Annotated in this window: 15 protein-coding genes; 13 read left to right on the top strand and 2 right to left on the bottom strand. The window is 71.8% G+C overall.

Annotation, left to right across the window (positions count from 1 at the left end):
* Nucleotides 1-43 precede the first annotated feature (43 nt).
* Nucleotides 44-1,405, bottom strand: coding sequence for an MFS transporter (locus AB0412_RS26130; RefSeq protein WP_366405012.1), 1,362 nt, complete (start codon nt 1,403-1,405; stop codon nt 44-46).
* An 84-nt stretch (nt 1,406-1,489) separates the two neighbouring features.
* On the opposite strand from AB0412_RS26130, the gene AB0412_RS26125 reads away from it, so the two are divergent.
* From AB0412_RS26125 to AB0412_RS26065, 13 genes are all read left to right on the top strand, one after another.
* Nucleotides 1,490-2,452 carry a LysR family transcriptional regulator gene (locus AB0412_RS26125; RefSeq protein ID WP_366405011.1) on the top strand — a complete coding sequence of 321 codons (963 nt, stop codon included), beginning with the start codon at nt 1,490-1,492 and terminating at the stop codon, nt 2,450-2,452.
* A gap of 180 nt (nt 2,453-2,632) precedes the next feature.
* Nucleotides 2,633-4,330 (top strand): hypothetical protein, encoded by a 1,698-nt coding sequence (locus AB0412_RS26120; protein ID WP_366405010.1) that lies wholly within the window; start codon nt 2,633-2,635, stop codon nt 4,328-4,330.
* Complete coding sequence (locus tag AB0412_RS26115) at nt 4,330-6,519, top strand: glycosyltransferase (RefSeq protein ID WP_366405009.1); 2,190 nt, start codon at nt 4,330-4,332, stop codon at nt 6,517-6,519. The genes AB0412_RS26120 and AB0412_RS26115 overlap by 1 nt, the downstream gene beginning before the upstream one ends.
* 98 nt (nt 6,520-6,617) lie before the next feature.
* Nucleotides 6,618-7,754, top strand: coding sequence for an acyltransferase family protein (locus tag AB0412_RS26110; protein ID WP_366405058.1), 1,137 nt, complete (start codon nt 6,618-6,620; stop codon nt 7,752-7,754).
* A 92-nt stretch (nt 7,755-7,846) separates the two neighbouring features.
* Complete coding sequence (locus AB0412_RS26105) at nt 7,847-8,749, top strand: hypothetical protein (protein ID WP_366405008.1); 903 nt, start codon at nt 7,847-7,849, stop codon at nt 8,747-8,749.
* Between the two features lie 192 nt (nt 8,750-8,941).
* Nucleotides 8,942-10,297, top strand: coding sequence for a nitrate/nitrite transporter (locus tag AB0412_RS26100; RefSeq protein WP_366405007.1), 1,356 nt, complete (start codon nt 8,942-8,944; stop codon nt 10,295-10,297).
* Nucleotides 10,298-10,417: 120 nt separating this feature from the next.
* Nucleotides 10,418-11,572, top strand: a complete 1,155-nt coding sequence (locus AB0412_RS26095; RefSeq protein WP_366405006.1) for a uroporphyrinogen-III synthase — start codon at nt 10,418-10,420, stop codon at nt 11,570-11,572.
* A 131-nt stretch (nt 11,573-11,703) separates the two neighbouring features.
* On the top strand, nt 11,704-12,303 hold the full coding sequence (locus AB0412_RS26090; protein WP_366405005.1) for an ABATE domain-containing protein: 600 nt from the start codon (nt 11,704-11,706) through the stop codon (nt 12,301-12,303).
* 267 nt (nt 12,304-12,570) lie between these two features.
* A complete protein-coding gene (locus AB0412_RS26085; RefSeq protein WP_030167252.1) occupies nt 12,571-13,155 on the top strand; it encodes a sigma-70 family RNA polymerase sigma factor in 585 nt (194 codons plus the stop codon).
* A complete protein-coding gene (locus AB0412_RS26080) occupies nt 13,155-13,991 on the top strand; it encodes a zf-HC2 domain-containing protein (RefSeq protein WP_366405004.1) in 837 nt (278 codons plus the stop codon). Before AB0412_RS26085 ends, AB0412_RS26080 begins: the two co-directional genes overlap by 1 nt.
* A gap of 72 nt (nt 13,992-14,063) precedes the next feature.
* Nucleotides 14,064-16,361 (top strand): UvrD-helicase domain-containing protein, encoded by a 2,298-nt coding sequence (locus AB0412_RS26075; RefSeq protein ID WP_366405003.1) that lies wholly within the window; start codon nt 14,064-14,066, stop codon nt 16,359-16,361.
* Nucleotides 16,362-16,863: 502 nt separating this feature from the next.
* A complete protein-coding gene (locus AB0412_RS26070; RefSeq protein WP_366405002.1) occupies nt 16,864-18,285 on the top strand; it encodes an NAD-dependent malic enzyme in 1,422 nt (473 codons plus the stop codon).
* 318 nt (nt 18,286-18,603) lie between these two features.
* On the top strand, nt 18,604-18,885 hold the full coding sequence (locus tag AB0412_RS26065) for an HU family DNA-binding protein (RefSeq protein WP_260827430.1): 282 nt from the start codon (nt 18,604-18,606) through the stop codon (nt 18,883-18,885).
* A 158-nt stretch (nt 18,886-19,043) separates the two neighbouring features.
* Here the strand turns inward: AB0412_RS26065 and murA are convergent, their stop codons facing one another.
* A complete protein-coding gene (murA, locus tag AB0412_RS26060; RefSeq protein WP_366405001.1) occupies nt 19,044-20,390 on the bottom strand; it encodes a UDP-N-acetylglucosamine 1-carboxyvinyltransferase in 1,347 nt (448 codons plus the stop codon).
* Nucleotides 20,391-20,448: the final 58 nt, after the last annotated feature.

The following is a 20,448-nucleotide window of genomic DNA, read 5'->3' as shown; positions in this document are numbered from 1 at the left end:
GAAGCGCTTCGACGGGTGAAGGTATGGGCGGGGCGTGGGGCCGTCAATGGGGCCGACGTGATTCTGTGGAGCGGTTCGACGGCCCGAACAGGACGAGGGCCACGAGCAGGGCCGCGCCGGCGGCTGCCACCGGGACCGTGAAGCCCGCCGCCGCCGAGACGTGCTCCACCGTCCAGCCGCCGGCCGCGCTGCCGCAGGCGATCCCGCCGAGCAGGCCGGTCACCGCGAGTGTCATGCCCTCGTTCAGCCGGCCCTCGGGGGTGCTCCGCTGGACCAGGGTCATGGTGGTGACCATCGTCGGGGCCGTGGCCATCCCGGCGAGGAGCAGGGCGCCCGCCAGCAGCGGGAGCGAGCCGGTCAGGGCGGCGGTGAGCCAGGGCAGGGTCATCAGCGCCGTCATCCCGGCCAGGCACCAGGGCAGCCGGGACCGCGCGGACCCCGTCGGCCGTATCGCCCCGAAGAGGAGGCCCGCCGCGCAGGAACCGGCCGCCTGCAGCGCCAGCACCGCACCGGCGGCCGAGCGGTGTCCCCGCGCGTCCGCGAACGCGAGGGTGACGACCTCCATCGAGCCGAACACCGCGCCCGTCGCGAGGCACACGACGAGCAACGGGCGCATCCCGGGCGCCCGGAACGGTGCCCGGCCCGGTGAGCGCGGGCGCACCGGCGGCTCGGTGGAACGCTGAGCGGTGAACAGCACCACACCGGTCAGCAGCAGCACGGCACCCACCAGCGTGCCCGCCTCCGGGAAGAACGCCCCGCAGAGGAAGGCCGCGAGGACCGGGCCGAGCATGAAGCACAGCTCGTCGGCGGCCTGTTCGAAGGAGTTCGCGGTGTGCAGCGCGTCGGCGTCGCCCTTCAGCAGGTGGGACCAGCGGGCCCGCGACATCCCGCCCGTGTTGGGGGTGGTCGCGGTGGCGGCGTAGGCGGCGAACAGGGTCCAGTCGGGGGCGCCGTGGCGGACGCAGAGCAGCAGGGCGAGCGAGCCGAGCACGGCGAACACCGTGGCGGGCAGGGCGATACGGGCCTGCCCGTACCGGTCGACCAGCCGTGCGGTCCACGGGGCGACGACGGCCGTCGCCGCCAGACCGGTCGCGGTGACGGCGCCGGCGAGGGCGTACGACCCGCGGGTCCCGGCGATCATCACGACCGCGCTCACGCTGAACATCCCCATCGGCAGCCGGGCGATGAGATTCCCGGCCGTGAAGGCCCGGGCGCCGGGCAGGTCGAAGAGGCGACGGTACGGGCCCTTGCGGCGCGGGGCGCTCGCGGGCGAGGGGGGCGAGGACGGGGAGGGCGGGGGTGAGGAGGGCGAGGACGGTGAGGGCAGCGGTGCGGGCCGGGGAGTGTCCGTGGGCAGGGCAGGCGGGGTGGGCCGGGGGGTGTCCCGGCGGGTCGGCGACGGCATGGCATCCACCGTCGCCCGCGCCCGGTCGGCCGGTCCAACACCTTCCCCGCGCCGATTCACGCACCCTCGTTGTAGGTTCACGGAATGCCCGCCCACCTCGACCCCCGCCTCCTGCGCGCCTTCGTCACCGTCGCCGAGGAGCTGCACTTCACCCGCGCCGCCATGCGCCTCTACGTCGCCCAGCAGGCGCTGAGCAGGGACGTACGGCGGCTGGAACGCGAGCTGGGCAGCGAGTTGTTCGTGCGCAGCACCCGGCAGGTGACGCTCACCGCCGACGGCGAGCGCCTGCTGCCGTACGCGCGCCGGGTCCTCCAGGCGCAGAACGACCTCCTCGCCGAAGCCGGCCGGGCCCGGCCGCTCCTGGTGGACCTGAACTTCCAGGGGGCCGTCACGCCGCGCCGGGTCCTGCGGCGGGCCCGTGAACTGGCCCCCGGGCACGAGCTGATGGCCCGCTACGAGAGCGGTCTTGCGTGGGCGGCGAGCGAGGTGCTCGCGGGGCGGCTGGACGCGTCGTTCGGACGGTTCGCGGGGCTGGCCCCCGCGCTGCGGGCCGGACTCGAGCAGCAGCCGGTGCGGTACGAGCCGATGGCGGTCGTGCTGCCCGAGGACCACCGGCTGGCCGCGCTGGAACGGGTGCCGCTCGCCGCGCTGGCCGGCGAGACGGTGTACGCCGGGGCGGGCAACACGCGGACCACGGAGTGGACCGAGCTCGCGCGGCTGCTGTTCGAGGGGAGGGACATCCGTCTCGCGCCGCCCGCGCCGCTCGCCGTCGGGGACGAGGAGTTCCAGCGGATCATGGCGAGAAGCCGCCATCCGATCCTGGCCGTGGTGGACTTCCCGCTGCTCCCGGCGACGGTCCTGCGTCCGCTCGTCGACCCCGTTCCCCTGTCCCCTGTGTCGCTGGTGTGGAGGAAAGGGCTGATTCACCCTGCCTTGGGGGTGCTTCGCCGGGCTGCTGCCGAGATGGCAGCTGCGGAGGGGTGGTTGGAGCGCCCCGGCGGGGGATGGATTCCGGACAGCGACTGTGTCGTGATGACGTCCGCGTGATGTCTCACGATTGATACGAAAGCCCGCGCGGCGAACACAGGACCTCCGCATACGCTACATTCGACTCCCGAGCACAGTGTGATAAACGGGGCGCTCGGAGCGGGTGGGGGCCCGGTCCGACGACGAGTGCTCAGGTCGTTCGCGCACCCGTACATGTCCCGTGGGGGGAAGTGCGTGCGCGTGGAGAAGTGGCGAGAAGACGCCCAACCGGAAGGCCCCGAGGCCGCTGCGGCGACCAAGGAACTCCCGGAGAGCAACAGACACCGGGATCTGGAACCGGCCACCGCGAAGCGGGACACCGAGACGGTCGTGATCGAAACCGCCGTGATCGAGGACGCCCGTCCCGACACCGGCGGTTCCGCGCCGGACGGCAAGACGCAGATCCTGCGTGACGTCTCCCGCTTCGCCGAGCGGCGGCCGGCCGACCGGGGCGCGAAGAACGACGACTTCGACGACTCCGGTGCGAAGGCCCGGTCGGACGCCGACGTTCCCGCGGACCGTGCGACCCCGGCCGGCCCGAAGAACCCCTGGGACGCCGTGACCTCGCGCGGCCTCAGGGACCGCGCAGGCGCGCGTCCGTCGTCGGCTCCGAAGCCCCCGACGGACGCCGGGCGCGAGCCCGCACCCGGGAAGGCCGCTGCCGCGAGCCCGGTTGCCGGTAGGCCGGCTGCCGCGAATCCGGCTGCCGCGAATCCGGCTGCCGAGAAGTCGGCCGCCGCGAGCTCGGTTGCCGGGAAGTCAGCCCCCGCGAAGCCCGCTGCCGCGAAGCCTGCCGCCGCGAGCTCGGACTCCTTGGAGCCGCGCGCCGGTTCTGGCCTCTCCGACGACTCCGCTCCCGCGGGCTCCCCCCGAACGGCGTCCGACTCCGGCGACTCGGACCGGACCACCGCGCTGCTGATCAAGCCGCGCCCCGGGCGCGAGGCGGGCGGATCGGCCGGCGGTCCCCGGCGTCTCCCGGACGATGTCGTGCGATCCCCGCGGGAGGGCGCAGCGCGCGCCACCGCAGGTCCCGCGTCCGGTGCGGCCACCGCCGGCCCCGCCTCCCGCCCGTTCGCCGCCCCCCTCGACCTCCCCGTGCGTGACCCCTGGCAGGAGGAGGACGGGGAGGCGCGGGACGGTGAGGTGCGGCACGATCCGCACGAGGTGACCGTCCAGCTCGACGCCGTGCAGTTCGCGGACGGAGTGCTGCGGCGCACGCCCGGCCGCGGACAGGGCGGGTCGGACGGGCCGTCCGACGGGCCCGTGTTCGTCGACGAGTCCGGGCGCCGCGGCCGTCGCTACCGGCGGATCGGGATGGCTGTCGGCCTCGCCTGCGCCGGGTACGCCGTCGTCATCGGCGCCACCCTGATGTCCGGCAACTCCAACGCCCCCTGGCTGCCCGTGCCGGGCCAGAAGGAGGAGCAGCCCGCCGGGAAGGTCGAGACCACGCCGGGCCCCGCCGAGTCCGCCGCCACCCCCGGTTCCGGCACCAGCCTCGAGCCCGGTGCCGGCCCGTCCGCCGGTGATGTCACGCTGCCCTCGCCCGGCGCCAGCGTCGCCGCGCCCGGCGCGACCGCCGTCGAGGACCAGCCCGGCGAGGCCGACGACCCCGCGGCGACTCCGACCCGGAACACGCCGAAGCCGGACCCGGGTGACGACGACCCCACCCCGACGCAGCCCGCCGAGCCCCCGGCCGAGACACCGGCCGAACCCACCCCGACGGACGACCCCGCACCCGAGCCCACCGAGACGACCGGCGGAGGCGACGGCGCCGGCACCGACAACGTCGCCGGTGCCCCCGCCGCACCGGTCGTCGTCGCCGACGGCCCCGCCGCCCAGCCGGACTCGTCCCCCGCCCCCGCCGCCCCCGCCGCACCGTCCCCGGAGCACCTCCTCTGATGGCCATCCGCACCCGCCGCCCCGGGCCCGCAGCCCCCGCCCGTGGCGGCTCCCGGCGTCGCCGCCTGCCCTTGCGCCTGCTGCTGCCGCTGCTGTTCCTCGTCGCCCTGATGGCGATGCTGCTGCTGCGCGGCTACGTGCACAGCGAGATCCTCGCCGACCACCGGATCAACACCTCTGCCGCCGCCGACGACCAGGTGCCGGAGAAGATCCGGAAGGGCGGGCCGGTCATCGACACCCGCGGCGACCAGGCGCAGAGCCTCACCATCCCCGACCGTCACGTGGTGCTCACCTTCGACGACGGTCCCGACCCGGTGTGGACGCCGAAGGTCCTGGACGTCCTGAAGAAGCACGACGCGCACGCCGTCTTCTTCGTCACCGGCACCATGGCCTCCCGCTACCCCGACCTCGTCGAGCGCATCGTCGAGGAGGGCCACGAGATCGGCCTGCACACCTTCAACCACCCCGACCTGTCCCTGCAGTCGAAGGAACGCATCGACTGGGAGCTGTCCCAGACCCAGCTCGCCATCACCGGCGCCGCGGGCATCCGCACCTCCCTGTTCCGGCCGCCGTACTCCTCGCAGGCCGCCGCCATGGACAACAACTCCTGGCCGGTCACCGAGTACATCGGCGACCGCGGCTACATCACCGTCGTCAACACCCACGACAGCGAGGACTGGCGCAAGCCCGGCGTCCCGGAGATCATCGAGCGCGCCACGCCCGAGGACGGCAAGGGCGGCGTCGTCCTGATGCACGACTCCGGCGGCGACCGCCACCAGACCGTCCAGGCGCTGGACCGGATGCTGCCCGAGCTGAAGGACGAGGGCTACGCGTTCGACAACCTCACCGAGGCCCTGGACGCGCCCAGCGCGCACAGCCCGGTCACCGGCGTCGAGCTGTGGAAGGGCAAGGCCTGGGTCTTCCTGGTGCAGGCCTCCGACAAGATCACCGGCGTGCTCGTGGTCGGTCTCGCGATCGTCGGCTTCCTCGTCATCGCCCGCTTCGTGCTGATGCTGGTGCTGTCCGCGGCCCACGCCCGCAAGGTGCGCCGCCGCGGCTTCTCGTGGGGCCCGCCGATCACCGAACCGGTGTCGGTGCTGGTCCCGGCGTACAACGAGGCCAAGTGCATCGAGAACACCGTCCGCTCCCTCATGGCCAGCGATCACCCCATCGAGGTCATCGTCGTCGACGACGGCTCCAGCGACGGCACCGCGCGGATCGTGGAGTCCCTGCGTCTGCCGAACGTCCGGGTGGTGCGCCAGCTCAACGCGGGCAAGCCCGCCGCGCTCAACCGCGGTGTGGCCAACGCCCGTCACGACATCATCGTGATGATGGACGGCGACACCGTCTTCGAGCCGACCACCGTCCGCGAACTCGTGCAGCCCTTCGCCGACCCGCGCGTCGGCGCGGTCGCCGGCAACGCCAAGGTCGGCAACAAGGACAAGCTGATCGGCGCCTGGCAGCACATCGAGTACGTGATGGGCTTCAACCTCGACCGCCGGATGTACGACGTCCTGCAGTGCATGCCGACGATCCCCGGCGCGGTGGGCGCGTTCCGCAGGTCCGCCCTGGAGCGGGTCGGCGGCATGAGCGACGACACGCTCGCCGAGGACACCGACATCACCATGGCCATCCACCGCGACGGCTGGAAGGTGGTCTACGCGGAGAACGCCCGCGCCTGGACCGAGGCCCCCGAGTCGGTGCAGCAGCTGTGGTCCCAGCGCTACCGCTGGTCCTACGGCACCATGCAGGCCATCTGGAAGCACCGCCGCGCCCTGGTCGACCGGGGCCCGTCGGGCCGCTTCGGCCGGGTCGGCCTGCCGCTGGTGTCGCTGTTCATGGTCCTGGCGCCGCTGCTGGCCCCGCTGATCGACGTGTTCCTGATCTACGGCCTGATCTTCGGCCCGACCGGCAAGACGATCCTGGCCTGGTTCGGCGTCCTCGCCATCCAGGCGGCCTGCGCCGCCTACGCCTTCGTCCTCGACAAGGAGAAGCTCACCCCGCTGCTCTCGCTGCCGTTGCAGCAGATCCTCTACCGGCAGCTGATGTACGTGGTGCTGCTCCAGTCCTGGATCACGGCGCTCACCGGCGGCCGGCTGCGCTGGCAGAAGCTGCGCCGCAAGGGCGGCGTCTCGGCCCCGCCCGGCGCCGCCGCGCCGCCCGTCATGGACGGCCGCCCGGTCGCGTGAGCACCCCGCCCCTCGATCCCCCGGCGGCCGTCACCCCGGCCGCGCACCAGGAAGACCCGCACGTGACCGCACCCGCCCGGCCGGCCGACCCGCACGACGTGGCCGGCGCGGCACCCCCCGCGCCGGCGTTCCGGCCGCCCGCGCGGGACCGCTACTTCGACCTGCTGCGCGCGGTCGCGCTGTTCCGTGTCGTCCTGTACCACCTGATGGGCTGGGCCTGGCTGCCCGTCGTCTTCCCGTCGATGGGCGTGATGTTCGCGCTGGCCGGCAACCTCATGGCCCGCTCCCTGAAACGGCCCGCCGTCCAGGTCGTACGCGGCCGGATGCGCCGTCTGCTGCCTCCGCTGTGGCTGCTCGGCGCGATCGGCGTCACGGGCATGCTGGTCCAGGGCTGGAGCCCCGACGACGACGGCCACCCCGGCTGGTGGTGGTTCCACCTCACCTACTGGATCCTGCCGCTGAGCGACCCGCCCTACGCCGAGGGCGTCGCCGGGATCCAGGGTTACGTCGGTGAGGACTGGGCCGCGGAACTCGCCGGTCCCCTCTGGTACATCCGCGCCTACCTGTGGTTCGTGCTGCTCTCCCCGCTGCTGCTCAAGGCCCTGCGCGCACAGCCCTGGGTGACACTCGCCGCGCCGCTCGTGCTGTCCGGCGTCCTTCAGTTCGGCTGGCTCACCATCCCCGGTGACCGGATCCCCTCGGCGATCACCGACTTCAGCACCTTCGGCGCCTGCTGGATCCTCGGCATGGCCCACCAGCAGGGGGTCGTGAAACGCCTTCCGCAGTACGTCGTGCCGTCGATCGCGCCGATCATCGCCTGCGTCGGCCTCTGGTACGCCCTGCGCCAGGACTTCGGCACGGGCCACGACCTGGACTCCATCCCGTTCGCCCAGGCGCTGTGGTCCTTCGCGACCGTGCTGCTGCTCCTGCACCTCAGCCCCTCCTGGACCGAGTGGCCACGCAGGCTGCGCCGCTGGGACCGCGTGATCACCCTGCTCAACTCCCGCGCGGTGACGATCTATCTGTGGCACAACGTCTGCATCCTGATCGCCGCCACCCTCTACGACCGCCTGTGGGGCTTCCCCGTCCTGGAGCTGAACGTCCCCTGGCTGCTGGAGAGTTCGTGGCCGGTCCTGCTGCTGGTCTGGATCCTCCTCGCGGGCTGCGTGGTCGCCTTCGGCTGGGTGGAGGACCTGGCGGCCAGGCGGAAGCCCCGTCCGTGGCCGAGCACATAGCACAGGTACCGCTGTGACGTACGCGCGTGCGAGACTGCCCCGGTTGCTGATGTGAACCAGGAGACCGGCGTGGCAGGCGGGAGCGAGTGCGGATGAGTAAGCGGCAGATGCAGAAGATGCTGCGGCTGATGGCCAGTGGGGAGCCCGTGGAGGTCACCAGTGCCATGGCTTCCGTGAAGAAGCTCGCCAAGCTCGCCTTCGTCGCCCAGCAGTTCGGCTACGAGTACGCCGATGTGCGGCAGGGCGGGGCCAACAACAGCGCGCTCGTCATGCTGATCGTGCCGGACCCCTCGCCCCACGCGCGGGCCCGGGCCGCGCAGAACTGGGCGCAGTACCCGAACGCCGGTGACGGGGTGTCGCTGCCGCCGTTCGTGCCGGACGCGCTGGAACTGCTCAAGGCCCGCATCAACTTCGACCTCACCGGCAAGAGCGCCGAGAAGCGGATGCTCTACGGGGCGATCGGTGTCACCGTGGGGTGCGCGATCGCCGCCGTGCAGGGCGGGGACGGCGGTCTGCTCTGGGGCGCGATCCTCTGGGCCGTCCTCATGGGCATCCTCGGTGTCGGGTTCGTCGTCACCCGGCGGCGCAACGCCAGGTTCGCGGCCCGGCTGCGGGCCGCCGGCTTCCAGCCGGCCGCCGACGAGAGCGGCCGGGTGCGCTATCTGCCGCCGGGCGGACAGCTTCCCGGTCACGGCAATCCGTTCGCCCAGCAGCAGCCGTACCCGCAGCAGCAGCCGTACCCGCAGCAGCAGCCACAGCCGCAGTCGTACCCGCAGCCACAGGCCCACGCCCCGGCGCCTCCGGCCGCCCAGCCGTACCCCCCGCAGCAGCCACAGCACCACGCCGCGGCCGCCCCGTCGTACCCTCCGCAGGCCCCGCCGCAGCAGCCGTACGGCGCACCCGGCCAGCCCTACCAGCCCTACGGACAGCAGCAGCCCTACCAGCAGCCGCACCCGCCCCAGCAGAACCCCCACTGGCAGCCCCCGCAGCGCTGACCCCTGCCCCCACCTCACCGCGCACCCCCGCCCCGCTGCCGGAAACCTCTCACCCCGCCCCCGCCAGGGGTGAGAGCAACGTTCCCTTCCGGTCACCGGGTGCCACAGACAGGAAACGCCACCTCCCTACCTTCGGGATGCGGGATAGGCCCCGAGCGGCACCGTCCGCACCCCGGAGAACGTGGAGGCGTCATGACAGCACCAGGCCGCTGGATCCAGCACTGGGATCCGGAGGACGAGACCTTCTGGAAGACCACCGGAGAGAAGGTCGCCCGCCGGAACCTCTACTTCTCCGTCCTGTCCGAACACATCGGCTTCTCCATCTGGACGATGTGGTCCGTGCTGGTGCTCTTCATGGGCCCCGAGTACGGGCTGACCCCGGCCGACAAGTTCCTGCTGACGTCCATGGTGACGCTGGTCGGCGCGGTGGTCCGGGTGCCGTACACCTTCGCCGTCGCGATCTTCGGCGGACGGAACTGGACGATCGTGTCGGCGGCGCTGCTGCTGGTGCCGACGGTCGCCGCGTTCACCGTGATGGAGCCGGGCACCTCCTTCTCCACCTTCCTGCTCGTCGGCCTGCTGGCCGGCATCGGCGGCGGCAACTTCGCCTCGTCCATGACCAACATCAACGCCTTCTTCCCGCTGAAGAAGAAGGGCTGGGCGCTCGGCCTGAACGCCGGCGGCGGAAACATCGGCGTCCCCGTCATCCAGATCGCCGCCCTGGCGATCATCGGGGCGAACGGCGGACCGAGGGTGCTGCTCGGCATCTACATCCCGCTGATCGTCGTCGCGGCCGTGCTCGCCGCGCTCTGCATGGACAACCTCGCCTCGGTGAAGAACGACACCGGCGCGGCCAAGGACGCCGCACGCGACCGGCACACCTGGATCATGTCCTTCCTCTACATCGGGACGTTCGGCTCGTTCATCGGCTACAGCTTCGCCTTCGGCCAGGTGCTCCAGAGCCAGTTCGGACGCACCCCGCTGGAGGCCGCGTACGTCACGTTCATCGGCCCGCTGCTCGGCTCGCTGATCCGCCCGGTGGGCGGCAGGCTCGCCGACCGGTACGGCGGCTCGCGGATCACGCTGTACAACTTCGTCGCCATGGGCGCGGCCACGGCCGTACTGATCGTCGCCTCCATGCAGAAGTCGCTGGCGCTGTTCACCGTCGCGTTCGTGGTGCTGTTCGTGCTGTCCGGTCTGGGCAACGGCTCGACGTTCAAGATGATCCCCGGCATCTTCCAGGCCAAGGCGCTCGCCAAGGGGCTGCGCGGCGAGGAGGCCGCGGCCTACGGGCGGCGGCTGTCCGGGGCGTCCATGGGGCTGATCGGCGCGGTGGGCGCGCTCGGCGGGGTCGGCATCAACCTGGCCTTCCGCCAGTCCTTCCTCTCCTACGGCTCCGGCACGGGCGCCTTCGTCGCCTTCCTCGCCTGCTACGCGGTCTGCTTCGTGGTCACCTGGTCCGTATACCTTCGCCGCCGGCCGGCCCGGACGATCACCACGAGCACCGCGACGGAGGAGAAGTCGCAGCTCAGCTACGCCGAGGTGTGACGTAACACTGGTGACATCAACCCGAACCGAGCCTGTCACGGATCGTTGACAGGCTCGCTCGGCATGAAGGTGGAGCCGCGCCTTCATGCAGTACGCCGACTCGAGTGCGGGACGAGAGCCATGTACGACGACGAACCACAGCGACCGGAACACGGGCCACTCGCGGGCTTCACCGTGGGTGTGACCGCGGCGCGCCGCGCCGACGAGCTCGGCGCGCTGCTGCAGCGGCGCGGAGCCGCGGTGCTGCACGCCCCGGCCCTGCGCATCGTGCCGCTGGCCGACGACAGTGAACTGCTGGCGGCCACCAAGGAGATCATCCGCCAGGTGCCGGACATCGCGGTCGCCACGACGGCGATCGGCTTCCGGGGCTGGGTGGAGGCCGCCGACGGCTGGGGGCTCGGGGAGGATCTGCTGGCCCGCCTGCGCGGGGTGCGGATCCTGGCCCGCGGGCCCAAGGTGAAGGGCGCGATCCGGGCCGCCGGGCTGACGGAGGAGTGGTCGCCGTCGTCGGAGTCGATGGCCGAGGTGCTCGACCGGCTGCTCGAGGAGGGCGTCGACGGGCTGCGCATCGCGATCCAGCTGCACGGCGAGCCGCTGCCCGGCTTCGTGGAGGCGCTCAGGGCCGGGGGAGCGGAGGTGCTGGGCGTGCCGGTCTACCGGTGGCTGCCACCCGAGGACGTCGGCCCCGTCGACCGGCTCCTCGACGCCACCGTCGCCCGCACCCTGGACGCGGTCACCTTCACCAGCGCGCCCGCCGCGGCGTCGCTGCTGTCCCGGGCGGAGGAGCGCGGCGTGCTCGACGAGGTACTGGCCGCCCTCGGCCACGACGTCCTGCCCGCCTGCGTCGGCCCGGTCACCGCCCTGCCGTTGCAGGCCCGGGGCCTCGACACCGTGCAGCCCGAACGCTTCCGCCTCGGCCCCCTGGTCCAGTTGCTCTGCCAGGAACTCCCCGCCCGCGCCCGCGCGTTGCCGGTCGCGGGCCACCGGCTGGAGATCCGCGGCCACGCGGTCCTGGTGGACGGCGACCTGCGCCCCGTGCCCCCCGCCGGGATGTCCCTGCTCCGTGCGCTGGCCCGCCGCCCCGGCTGGGTCGTCTCCCGCGCGGACCTCCTGCGCACCCTCCCCGGCGCGGGCCGCGACGAACACGCCGTGGAGACCGCCATGGCCCGCCTCCGCAATGCCCTCGGCGCCCCCAAGCTGATCCAGACGGTCGTCAAGCGGGGCTACCGCCTGGCCCTGGACCCGCACGCGGAGGCGAAGTACGCGGACGCCTGAGCGGAGCGGCCGAAGGGGTTCCGGGCGCGTCGGTGGGCAGGCACTGTAGGGAGAACGGTTTCCCTGCCCTCCTCCCTCGCATCTCACCGGCCCCCACGCGACCGGGGTGAACCCTAGGCGGTGACAGGCACATGGCACTGGGTACGGCCACGGCGGCGCACGCGTACGAGCTGCGGTTCGACACCGGGCGGGTCTGTCTGGACCTCCTCGCCACCACGCATCCCGTGGAGCGGCTGAGTTCGGTGGAGGTGCTGCGCGCCTGGATCGCCGGCTCCGGGCTCGTCCCGGCCGGTACCTCGCTGGCCCACGCCGACTCCTCCTGGCCGGCCGCCTTCCGCGAACTGCGCGATGCCGTCGCCCCGTTGGTGCGCGCCCGGTCGAGGCCCGGAGCCCCCTCCCGCGACCGTGCGCTCGCCCGCGTCAACGACCTCGCCCGCGCCGCACCCCCGGCTCCCCGCGCGGTCCCCGGCGACGACGGTGCGCTGGTGCGCTGTCTCGACGGGCCGCCCGCTCTCGCCGCCCTGCTCGCGGCGGTGGCCCGGGACGCCGTGGACCTGCTCACCGACCCGGTCGCGCGGGCGAGCCTCAGGCAGTGCGAGGGCGACAACTGCCCCATCGTGTACGTCGACACCTCCCGGGGACGCAGGAGGCGCTGGTGCTCCAGTGAGGTCTGCGGGAACCGTGAGCGCGTGGCCCGGCACCGGCGGCGCGCGGCGCTCACGCGGACCTGAATGGTCGTTATGTTCCTTGTGGAGGGCCTCTCCGAAAATTCGATCCGTGATGTGCGTTACACGTCGTTTAGTTGCCTCGGGAGACGGGTATTGCCGCCCGTCTTGCCTTCGTGGCGGAAATGTAAAGAGAGAACGGGGGGAATGTGACTCCATGTCCCCCTCGTCACGTCACCCCTGAGAAAACTGTCACCTCGCCTTGAACATCCAACGCCCCCTGCACGTACCGGTTGTCGAGCGACCGACTGGGGGATCCCCCGGACACCGGAGGTGGGCGTGCGCAAGGATGCGGCCGTGGCCAATGAACGTGGATCGAGGGCCCGACATCGCATGTCCTCACAGCCCTCGGAACCTGACGAGGAGCTGATGCGTGCGCTGTATCGAGAGCACGCCGGACCCCTGCTCGCGTACGTCCTGCGGCTGGTCGCCGGAGACCGGCAGCGCGCCGAGGACGTCGTGCAGGAGACGCTCATCCGTGCCTGGAAGAACGCCGGTCAGCTCAATCGGGCGACCGGATCGGTACGCCCCTGGCTGGTGACGGTCGCCCGGCGCATCGTCATCGACGGCCACCGCAGCCGGCAGGCCCGGCCGCAGGAGGTCGATCCGTCGCCGCTGGAGGTCATCCCCGCGGAGGACGAGATCGACAAGGCGCTGTGGCTGATGACGCTGTCGGACGCACTCGACGACCTGACCCCTGCCCACCGGGAGGTGCTCGTCGAGACGTACTTCAAGGGGCGTACCGTCAATGAGGCGGCCGAGACGCTCGGTATACCCAGCGGAACCGTCCGCTCCAGGGTGTTCTACGCCCTGCGTTCGATGAAGCTGGCACTGGAGGAGCGGGGGGTGACGGCGTGATGAGTGTGTACGGGGGAAACCAGGGATTCGGCGCGGGTGGTGCGGGTATGTCTGGTCCCATGGAGGGATCACCGGTGCCGAACGAACACGAGACCGTCGGTGCCTACGCCCTCGGTATTCTCGACGACGCCGAAGCAAGCGCTTTCGAAATGCATCTCGCGGGCTGCGAATGGTGCGCCCAGCAGCTCGACGAACTCGCGGGAATGGAACCGATGCTGGCCGCGCTCGCGGACCTGCCCGGGGCCGGGACTCCCTCGATCGGTGAGTCGCTGTCCGCCAAGCCCTCCCCGCGCGTGGTGGAGAAGCTGGTCGACGAGGTCGCCGAGCGCCGCGCCAGAAAGCGCCGCCGCAATTTCTACATGGTCGCCGCGGCGGGCGCCCTGATCGTCAGCGGCCCGTTCGTGGCCGTCGCCACCAGCAACGGCGGCGACGGAGGCGGGGGCAGCACGGGCACCAACCAGACGCTCTCGGCGAACCCGGCGAAGGAAGCCTTCGACCAGATCCCTGACAAGATCACTGCCACCGATCCGTCGACGAAGGTCTCCGCGACCGTCGCCCTGCAGAAGAAGGACTGGGGCACCAGCACCGTCGTGGAGGTCAAGAACGTCAAGGGCCCCGAGAAGTGCGCGATGATCGCCGTCGGCAAGAACGGCGAGCGGGAGACCGTCACCTCCTGGTCCGTCCCGGACTGGGGCTACGGCTTGCCCGACGCCAAGACCGACAAGGCCAAGCAGCCGCTCTACGTCCAGGGCGGCGCCTCGTTCGACCCCAACGAGATCGACCACTTCGAGATCGTGACCTTCGACGGGGAGAAGCTGGTGGAGGTCGACGCGTAGGGCCTGCCGTAGCTTTGCGAGGCCCCCTTCGCGTACGGTTGACGGCTGCCCAGCACGTCAGAAGGGGGCCCGGTGGCCGCTCAGGCTCAGCAGGAAACCGCGGTCGGCTCGGTTCACGACTCCGTTCGCGACCGCGAGATCCGTGTCGAACAGGAACACCTGGACCGGGTGTACCGGCGCCTCGAGGAGAAGATCCACGAGGCCGAGTTCCTCATGCGCGACGCCGCCCAGCGCGGCCAGGTCGGCACGCCGGGCGCGCTCGCCGAGCGGGACGCCCAGGTCTTCCGCGCGGGCGTGCACCTGAACCGGCTGAACAACGAGTTCGAGGACTTCCTCTTCGGCCGGATCGACCTGCTGCTCGGCAAGGACGGCAAGAAGGGCCCCGACGGCGCGTACACCGCCGTGGAGCCCGCCGAGGGCGCCGTCCGCCCCGACAACACCGCCGACATTGCCGAGACCCTGCACATCGGCCGCATCGGCGTCCTCGACGAGGACTACGCGCCGCTGGTCATCGACTGGCGCGCCCCCGCCGCCGCGCCCTTCTACCGCTCCACCCCGGTCGACCCCGGCCGGGTCGTGCGTCGCCGGGTCATCCGCTCCAAGGGCCGCCGGGTCCTCGGGGTCGAGGACGACCTGATGCGCCCCGAGCTGAAGGCGTCCCTCGACGGCCACGAGCTGCCCGTCATCGGCGACGGCGCCCTGATGGCCGCGCTCGGCCAGGCCCGTACGCACACCATGCGGGACATCGTGGCGTCCATCCAGGCCGAGCAGGACCTGGTGATCCGCGCCCCGGCCGCCTCCGTCACCTACGTCGAGGGCGGCCCCGGCACCGGCAAGACCGCCGTCGCCCTGCACCGCGCCGCCTACCTGCTCTACCAGGACCGGCGCCGCTACTCCGGCGGCATCCTCATCGTCTCGCCCACCCCGCTGCTCGTCGCCTACACCGAAGGCGTGCTGCCCTCCCTCGGCGAGGAGGGCCAGGTCGCCATCCGCGCCATCGGCTCCCTGGTCGACGGCGCCGAGGCCACGCTCTACGACTCCCCGTCCGTGGCCCGCGCCAAGGGCTCGTACCGCATGCTCAAGGTGCTGCGGAAGGCCGCCCGCGGAGCGCTGGAGCTGAACGATTCACCAACCCGGCTGCGGGTCGTCGCCTTCGGCCGGCGCCTGGAGCTGGAGGCCGGGGAACTGGCCGGCATCCGCCGCACCGCCCTCGGCGGCACCGCCCCCGTCAACCTGCTGCGCCCGCGCGCCCGCAAGCTGCTCCTGGACGCCCTGTGGGAGCGCTCCGGCGCCGCAGGCAGGCACACCGACCCCGAGCTCGCCGCCGAGCTGCGCTCCTCCTTCGACGAGGACATCACCTCCGAGGACGACTTCATCGCCTTCCTCGACGCCTGGTGGCCCGAGCTCACCCCGGCCGCCGTCCTGGACGCGATGGCGGACGAGCGGCGCCTCGGCCGCTGGGCCCGGCGCGTCCTCAACCCCGGCGAGGTCCGCAAGGTGGCCCGCTCGCTGAAGCGGGACGGCCGCTCCGTGCACGACATCGCGCTCCTCGACGAGCTCCAGGCGATCCTCGGCACCCCGGCCCGGCCCCGCAAGAAGCGCGAGATCGACCCGCTGGACCAGCTCACCGGCCTGGAGGAGCTGATGCCGGTGCGCGAGGAGACCCAGCGCGAGCGCGCCGAGCGGCTCGCCCAGGAGCGTGTCGAGTACGCCCACGTCATCGTCGACGAGGCGCAGGACCTCACCCCGATGCAGTGGCGCATGGTCGGCCGGCGCGGCCGGCACGCCACCTGGACGATCGTCGGCGACCCGGCCCAGTCCTCCTGGTCCGACCCGGAGGAGGCGGCCCAGGCCCGCGACGAGGCCCTCGGCACCCGCCCGCGCCGCCGTTTCCAGCTCACGGTGAACTACCGCAATCCCGCCGAGATCGCCGAGCTCGCCTCCAAGGTGCTCACCCTCGCCATGCCCGGCTCCGAGTCGCCGCGCGCCGTGCGCTCCACCGGCGTCGAGCCGCGGTTCGGTGTCGTGGCGGACTCGCTCGGCGAGACCGTCCGCGCGGAGGCGGCCCGGCTGCTGGAGCGGGTCGACGGCACGGTCGGCGTGGTCGTCGCCATGCAGCGCCGCGAGGAGGCCCGGCGCTGGCTGGACGGACTGGGCGAGAGGGTGGTGGCGCTCGGCAGCCTGGAGGCCAAGGGCCTGGAGTACGACGCGACGGTCGTCGTCTCCCCGGCCGAGATCGCCGACGAGTCCCCGGCCGGCCTGCGTGTCCTCTACGTCGCCCTGACCCGGGCCACCCAGCAGCTCACGGTGGTCTCCGGCGAGCGCGACGAGCCGGACGCGGCGGGAGTTCCCGACCTGCTGCGGGACTGAACGGACGACGAGCCGGAGCCGTCCGGACGACGAGCCGGAGCCGTCCGGACGACGAGCCGGAGCCGTCCGGACGACGAGCCGGAGCCGTCCGGACGACGAGCCGGAGCCGTCCGGACGGCGAGCGGGAGCCGACCGGGCGACGAACTCCCGTTGCGGGAATGGCCCGGCGGGATCTGTTTGTTAGCCTGGTCGTGACACCGGCTCGATCCAAGCCCCCGGGCCCAACCTTCGTCGCTACGAGCGACCACTTGCCGCGAGGCGAGCATGGCGGGTCGGTGTCATGAACGTCGGGAGAGGCCCACGTCACGTTTGTGATGTGGGCCTCTTTCGTTGCCTGGTTGCTTCTCGTATGGTGGAAGTCGTTTTCCGAAATCGGCGCGCGCACCCGCACACGCCTGTGAACAAAACGTCCGCAATCCGAGGCGGCTACCGCGTACTCAGTGGTAGGTGCGACGATCGGACGGCACAAATCGCGACACGGTGAAAGCAGAGGAAGTCGGCCATGGCAACGGCGCCCAGCGTCTCCTACTCGATGACCATCCGGCTGGAGGTGCCCGCGAGCGGAACGGCCGTCTCGCAGCTCACCACGGCCGTGGAGTCCTCCGGAGGCTCGGTGACCGGCCTCGACGTCACCGCGTCCGGCCACGAGAAGCTCCGCATCGACGTCACCATCGCGGCCAGCTCGACCGCGCACGCCGACGAGATCGTCGAGCAGCTCCGCGGCATCGAGGGCGTCACGCTCGGCAAGGTCTCCGACCGTACCTTCCTGATGCACCTCGGCGGCAAGATCGAGATGGCGTCGAAGCACCCCATCCGCAACCGTGACGACCTCTCCATGGTCTACACGCCCGGCGTGGCCCGGGTCTGCATGGCCATCGCCGAGAACCCCGAGGACGCCCGCCGCCTGACCATCAAGCGCAACTCCGTCGCGGTCGTGACGGACGGCTCGGCGGTGCTGGGCCTCGGCAACATCGGCCCCAAGGCCGCGCTGCCGGTGATGGAGGGCAAGGCGGCCCTGTTCAAGCGCTTCGCCGGCATCGACGCCTGGCCGATCTGCCTCGACACCCAGGACACCGACGCGATCGTCGAGATCGTCAAGGCCATCGCGCCCGGGTTCGCGGGCATCAACCTCGAGGACATCTCCGCCCCCCGCTGCTTCGAGATCGAGGCGCGGCTGCGCGAGGCCCTGGACATCCCTGTCTTCCACGACGACCAGCACGGCACGGCCATCGTGGTCCTGGCGGCCCTCACCAACGCCCTGCGCGTCACCCAGAAGTCCATCGAGAGCATCCGCGTGGTGATGTCCGGCGCCGGCGCGGCCGGCACCGCCATCCTGAAGCTGCTGCTGGCCGCCGGGGTGAAGAACGCCGTCGTCGCCGACATCCACGGCGTCGTGCACGCCGGCCGCGAGGACCTCGTCGACGCGGCCCCCAGTTCCGCACTGCGCTGGATCGCCGACAACACCAACCCCGAGGGTCTCACCGGCACGCTGAAGGAGGCCGTGCGCGGCGCGGACGTCTTCATCGGCGTCTCCGCCCCGAACGTCCTGGACGGCGCGGACGTCGCCGCGATGGCCGACGGCGCGATCGTGTTCGCGCTCGCGAACCCCGACCCCGAGGTCGACCCGGCAATCGCCCGTCAGACGGCGGCCGTTGTGGCCACCGGACGCTCGGACTTCCCGAACCAGATCAACAACGTGCTGGTGTTCCCGGGCGTGTTCCGCGGCCTGCTGGACGCGCAGTCCCGCACCGTCAACACGGAGATGATGCTCGCTGCCGCGAAGGCGCTGGCGGATGTCGTCACCGAGGACGAGCTGAACCCGAACTACATCATCCCCAGCGTCTTCAACGACAAGGTCGCCGGAGCGGTCGCCGGAGCCGTGCGGGAGGCCGCGAAGGCGGCGGGGGCGGCCGCTCACGCATAGGGTGGTAACGGGTTGTGAGGATCACCACGACCGGCGGGAAACCGGCGCGTCGTGGAACCGCACCGTCCTGACCGCCCTCTAGTGTGGCGGCCAGGTTCGCGTGTGACACTCACGAGTGTTCTCACGACTCCTGCGGGTGCCGGATTGGCTTTCCCGCCGCAGGTAGAGGCAGGATGCCTCCCTGGGCGCGAGGGTTCGACGACGGACCCGGGTCCGGGGACTCACCGAGGACCCTGGCAGCATCGGCTTGGCCGTGCCCAACATGCGGCCCCGCCGCGTGGCACGCCTCAACGGCAAGAAGAACACGGGAGTAACAACATGAACCGCAGTGAGCTGGTGGCCGCGCTGGCCGACCGCGCCGAGGTGACCCGCAAGGACGCCGACGCCGTGCTGGCCGCGTTCGCCGATGTCGTCGGCGACATCGTCTCCAAGGGCGACGAGAAGGTCACCATCCCCGGCTTCCTGACCTTCGAGCGGACCCACCGTGCTGCTCGTACCGCGCGGAACCCGCAGACCGGTGAGCCGATCCAGATTCCGGCCGGGTACAGCGTGAAGGTTTCGGCCGGGTCGAAGCTGAAGGACGCGGCCAAGGGCAAGTAAGGCCGCCTGAGCGCCGTACTGGTTCGGCGCGGTGGGCGGCTGCCGGCCGCATTCGGCTGGTCGCGCAGTTCCCCGCGCCCCTTGCGGTGCCGCAGTTGACGCCGATGGGGCGGTCACCCTGCTTGGGTGACCGCCCCATCGGCGTGTTCTCCGTCGGGTCAGCCGAGGGCCTTGCCCGGGAGTTCCACCTTCGCGCCGAGTTCCATGAGCTTCTCCATGAAGTTCTCGTAGCCCCGGTTGATCAGGCCGATGCCGTGGACGCGGGACGTGCCCTGGGCGGCGAGGGCCGCGATGAGGTACGAGAAGCCGCCGCGCAGGTCGGGGATGACCAGGTCGGCGCCCTGGAGGCGGGTCGGGCCCGAGACGACCGCCGAGTGCAGGAAGTTGCGCTGGCCGAAGCGGCAGTCGGAGCCGCCCAGGCACTCGCGGTAGAGCTGGATGTGGGCGCCCATCTGGTTGAGCGCGGAGGTGAAGCCGAGCCGGGACTCGTAGACCGTCTCGTGGATGATCGACAGGCCCGTCGCCTGGGTGAGGGCGACCACCAGGGGCTGCTGCCAGTCGGTCTGGAAGCCGGGGTGCACGTCCGTCTCCAGGGCGATGGACTTCAGCTGGCCGCCCGGGTGCCAGAAGCGGATGCCCTCGTCGTCGATCTCGAAGGCGCCGCCGACCTTCCGATAGGTGTTCAGGAACGTCATCATCGAGCGCTGCTGGGCGCCGTGGACGTAGATGTTGCCGTTGGTCGCCAGCGCCGCGGACGCCCAGGAGGCGGCCTCCAGGCGGTCGGGCAGGGCGCGGTGGGTGTAGCCGCCGAGCTTGTCCACGCCGGTGACGCGGATGGTGCGGTCGGTGTCCATCGCGATGATGGCGCCCATCTTCTGCAGGACGCAGATCAGGTCCTCGATCTCCGGCTCCACCGCCGCGTTGGACAGCTCGGTGACGCCCTCCGCGAGGACCGCCGTCAGCAGCACCTGCTCGGTCGCGCCCACGGACGGGTACGGCAGCCGGATCTTCGTGCCGCGCAGCCGCTGCGGGGCCTCCAGGTACTGGCCGTCCGCCCGCTTCTCGATGGTCGCGCCGAACTGGCGCAGCACGTCGAAGTGGAAGTCGATCGGCCGGCCGCCGATGTCGCAGCCGCCCAGACCCGGGATGAACGCGTGCCCGAGCCGGTGCAGCAGCGGACCGCAGAACAGGATCGGGATGCGCGAGGAACCGGCGTGGGCGTCGATGTCGGCGACGTTCGCGCTCTCCACGGACGTCGGGTCCATCACCAGCTCACCGGGCTCGTCACCCGGACGGACCGTCACGCCGTGCAGCTGCAGCAGCCCCCGTACGACACGGACGTCACGGATGTCCGGAACATTGCGCAGTCGGCTCGGAGCGCTGCCCAGGAGCGCGGCCACCATGGCCTTCGGTACGAGGTTCTTCGCACCGCGGACACGGATCTCGCCCTCCAGCGGGGATCCGCCGTGGACAAGCAGTACGTCATCAGCGCCGTTGACGGTCATGAATCTCGCGTTCCGTGGAGTCGGTCGGGGGGCCAGGAGGGAAAGGGTAATCGCCCTC

The organism is Streptomyces sp. NPDC052012 (genome assembly GCF_040689265.1).
Taxonomy (GTDB): domain Bacteria; phylum Actinomycetota; class Actinomycetes; order Streptomycetales; family Streptomycetaceae; genus Streptomyces.
This window is presented reverse-complemented; position numbering and strand designations above follow the sequence as displayed.

Coding starts and splice junctions, on each gene's coding strand:
- AB0412_RS26130 (WP_366405012.1), bottom strand. CDS start 1,405: ATGCCGTCGCCGACCCGCCGGGACACCCCCCGGCCCACCCCGCCTGCC.
- AB0412_RS26080 (WP_366405004.1), top strand. CDS start 13,155: ATGAGTGTGTACGGGGGAAACCAGGGATTCGGCGCGGGTGGTGCGGGT.
- AB0412_RS26095 (WP_366405006.1), top strand. CDS start 10,418: ATGTACGACGACGAACCACAGCGACCGGAACACGGGCCACTCGCGGGC.
- AB0412_RS26115 (WP_366405009.1), top strand. CDS start 4,330: ATGGCCATCCGCACCCGCCGCCCCGGGCCCGCAGCCCCCGCCCGTGGC.
- AB0412_RS26125 (WP_366405011.1), top strand. CDS start 1,490: ATGCCCGCCCACCTCGACCCCCGCCTCCTGCGCGCCTTCGTCACCGTC.
- murA (WP_366405001.1), bottom strand. CDS start 20,390: ATGACCGTCAACGGCGCTGATGACGTACTGCTTGTCCACGGCGGATCC.
- AB0412_RS26100 (WP_366405007.1), top strand. CDS start 8,942: ATGACAGCACCAGGCCGCTGGATCCAGCACTGGGATCCGGAGGACGAG.
- AB0412_RS26105 (WP_366405008.1), top strand. CDS start 7,847: ATGAGTAAGCGGCAGATGCAGAAGATGCTGCGGCTGATGGCCAGTGGG.
- AB0412_RS26065 (WP_260827430.1), top strand. CDS start 18,604: ATGAACCGCAGTGAGCTGGTGGCCGCGCTGGCCGACCGCGCCGAGGTG.
- AB0412_RS26070 (WP_366405002.1), top strand. CDS start 16,864: ATGGCAACGGCGCCCAGCGTCTCCTACTCGATGACCATCCGGCTGGAG.
- AB0412_RS26090 (WP_366405005.1), top strand. CDS start 11,704: ATGGCACTGGGTACGGCCACGGCGGCGCACGCGTACGAGCTGCGGTTC.